The sequence below is a fragment of the Nocardioides sp. genome, from assembly GCF_034670285.1.
In the GTDB taxonomy this organism is placed as follows: domain Bacteria; phylum Actinomycetota; class Actinomycetes; order Propionibacteriales; family Nocardioidaceae; genus Nocardioides.
In genome coordinates, this window is the sequence record NZ_JAXMNS010000439.1 from 1 (window position 1) to 2,996 (window position 2,996).

Sequence of the window (2,996 nt, forward strand, 5' to 3'; positions counted from 1 at the left end):
GCCGCCAGCTCGGCGAAGCCCTCGCACTGGCCCCTCATGGCGCGGGCCAGGGTGCGACTCACGTACGCCGACGCCAGCGAGGCCCCGTTCGACTCCGGGTTCGCGATGGTGTCACGCGAGGCCTCGTCCGCGAGATCGAAGTCGCCACCGAGCGCCGCGACCACTCCGCGCTCGGCGTCGAGGCGTCCGCGGACCCACCCGATCGGTTGCTCCGAGGCGACGTCGGCCAGCAGAGCGAGCGCCTCCTCGCTGCGCGCGAGTCCGAAGGCCAGGTTGAAGGCCCTCGCTGCCACCGCCTCGACCACGGCCTCGACGGGCACCTCGACGGGCACCTCGACGGGCACCTCGACGGGCAACGCCTCTGCGCAGGCGGCTCGGTAGGCCGCGTCGGCCTCGTCATAACGGCCCTGCTGCGCGAGCGCCGTGCCCAGTGCGAGATGCCCCTGGTCGACCTCGTCGATCACCGGTGTGAGAAGCAGCTCGGCGAGCGCTCCGTCGTGCTGGGTCAAGGCCTTCCTGGCACCGGCCAGGAGCAGGTCCGGTCGCGGCGCAGCGCCGCTGAGATGGTGCCACTGCGCCACCCGCAGCGGGTCGGCGATCGCGGGCACGACCTCGGCTGCGTCCACCAGTCGGCCGTAGGCGCGGCGTCGGCGCGCCTCCCCGGCCTGGTCTGCGTAGACCGGCCCGTAGAGCGGGTGCGCGTGCCGCACGAGGACCTCGCCCGACGGCTCGTCGGACACGGTCGTCTCTGCGTTGCCAGCGTCGTGGAGCAGCGAGTACGCCTCCGCTCCGATCGCCGCCTCGAGCAGGGCGTAGGCGACCGGGGAGCTCACCGAGAGGACCTCGACCGACTCGTGCAGCTGCTCGGGGAGGTGACCGAGCCGTTGCCGGACGAGGTCCGCGAGCCGGTCGCTGGTCAGGACGCCGCGTCTCCGCGCCTCCGGGTCGCAGACCGGCACCGGCGTCGACTCGCCCGCCACCAGCTCGCGCAGCATGAGCGGGTTGCCCTCGGTGGTGCGCCACAGCCCGTGCAGCAGCTCCGTCGTCGGTGCGCCCAGGGCCCAGGTGGCGAGCGCTGCGGCATCCTGCTCGCCCAGGGCCGCGACCGTCAACCGGCTCGTGCTGTCGTGCCTCAGGATCGCGCCCAGCCCGTCGGGCACCTCGGAGTCCGTGCATCGGCTGAGCAGCAGCGACACCTCCGGGAGCCCGAGCCCGAGGGTCAGCAGGGCCAGGGACATCGCGTCGAGGTCGTGGACGTCGTCCACCGCGATCACCAGGCCCTGGGCGCTCCCGCGCGCCCGCATCTCGTCCATCACGGCCTGCAGGAGCAACGCCTGCTGAACCGGTTCGCGGTGCGGCAGGAAGGGCGCGAACGGACCGAGCGGGACGGTCGCGGTGGCTCGAGTCGCCGCCACGTCGACCACCTTGAGCCCCTGCGCCCGTGCCGCGTCGACCAGCACGCTCAACAGCCGTGTCCGGCCGACTCCGGCGCGGCCCTCGAGGACGAGCGAGCGCCGCTCCAGGAGGACTTCCTCCGCAGCAGCCACGTCGAGGTCACGCCCCACCAGGGGACCGTCCGAGAACCGAGCGGTGGACGACACGGTGCCTCCTCGCAGGTCGGTGCCGGGGCCGTGGACGACGATCGTAGTGGAACCGGCCGGTGCCGACCGGGACGAGAGTGCGCTCGCATCAAGCTCGGGCTGGGGGTCGCCCTACGATGGCCCACGTGAGCGACACGGTGCACGAGGGCGACCGGGTCGCCCTCCTCGTCCCCGGATCGCACGCCTACCTCGACGCCGTGCACTCGATGCTGGCTCGCGGGATCCAGGTGATCCCGCTCGACCCGCGCCTGTCGCCGTACGAGCGGGAGCGCATCCTGACTCCCCTGTCGCCGCACCTCGTCGTCGAGGACGACGCCGCGCTCGCCGCCGTGACCACCGCTGACCGGGGGCTTCCTCGCGCGCGCCCGATGCACTGCACGAGCGGCACGACCGGCATCCCCAAGGGCGTCGACAGCGGCCTGCTCTCCGAGTCCGACTCCGCCGCGCTGGTCGCCGAGGAGGCGGACCTGTGGGGCTTCGTCGCCGACGACGTCAACCTCGTGCTGAGCCCGCTCTACCACTCGGCACCCCTGCGCTTCGCCCTCGGGACGCGCCTGGCCGGCGGTCGCGTGGTCCTGCCCGGCCCCTTCGACCCAGCGGCCGTGACCGCCGCCATCACCGCCGAACGACCCACGACGATGTTCTGCGTGCCCACGCACCTCCAGCGACTCTTTGCCCACTGGGACGACGTCGGCGTGCCCGACCTCTCCTCCTTCCGGCTGGTGGCTCACGCCGGTGCGCCGTGCCCGACCGACGTCAAACGACGCCTGATCGACCTCTTCCCCGAAGGCTCGACGTGGGAGTTCTACGGCTCCACCGAGGGCCAGTTCACCGCCTGTCGGAGCGAGGAGTGGGTGAGGCGACCCGGCACCGTCGGGCGCGCACGACCGGGTCGCACCCTGCACCTGGACGACGACGGCACGATCTGGTGCAGCGTGCCGTCGTACGCGCGCTTCTCCTACTTCCGTGAGCCCGAGAAGACCGCGCGGGCCTGGCGCGACACCCCCGACGGCCCGGCCTTCAGCGTCGGCGACGCGGGGCGTCTCGATGCCGACGGCTATCTCTACCTCGACGGACGTCGCAGCGACCTCATCATCAGTGGCGGCGTCAACGTCTATCCGCTGGAGGTCGAGCAGGTGCTCGGCGAGCACCCCGGGGTCGACGACATCGCGGTCTACGCAGTCGACGATCCTCACTGGGGTCAGCGCGTCTGCGCCGCGGTCGTCGGCTCCGTCACGGAGGCTGACCTGACGGCGTACGCCCGCGAGCGCCTGGCTCCTCCCAAGCGACCCAAGACCTGGACCTTCCGCCCCGACCTCCCCCGCACCCTGACCGGAAAGGTCCGCCGAGACCTCCTCTGACCCCCCCCATGTTTCGCCGAGTCGGCGCGAAGTC

Annotated in this window: 2 protein-coding genes; one reads left to right on the forward strand and one right to left on the reverse strand. The window is 72.6% G+C overall.

Annotated features, from left to right (window positions below; genetic code table 11):
* The coding region (locus VOI19_RS17285; protein WP_323794193.1) for a hypothetical protein at positions 1-1,601 on the reverse strand (1,601 nt) is incomplete at its 3' end.
* A gap of 125 nt (positions 1,602-1,726) precedes the next feature.
* On the opposite strand from VOI19_RS17285, the gene VOI19_RS17290 reads away from it, so the two are divergent.
* The gene (locus VOI19_RS17290; RefSeq protein ID WP_323794194.1) at positions 1,727-2,962 is read left to right on the forward strand and encodes a class I adenylate-forming enzyme family protein; all 1,236 of its coding nucleotides are present in this window, start codon (positions 1,727-1,729) and stop codon (positions 2,960-2,962) included.
* The last annotated feature ends 34 nt before the right edge of the window (positions 2,963-2,996 follow it).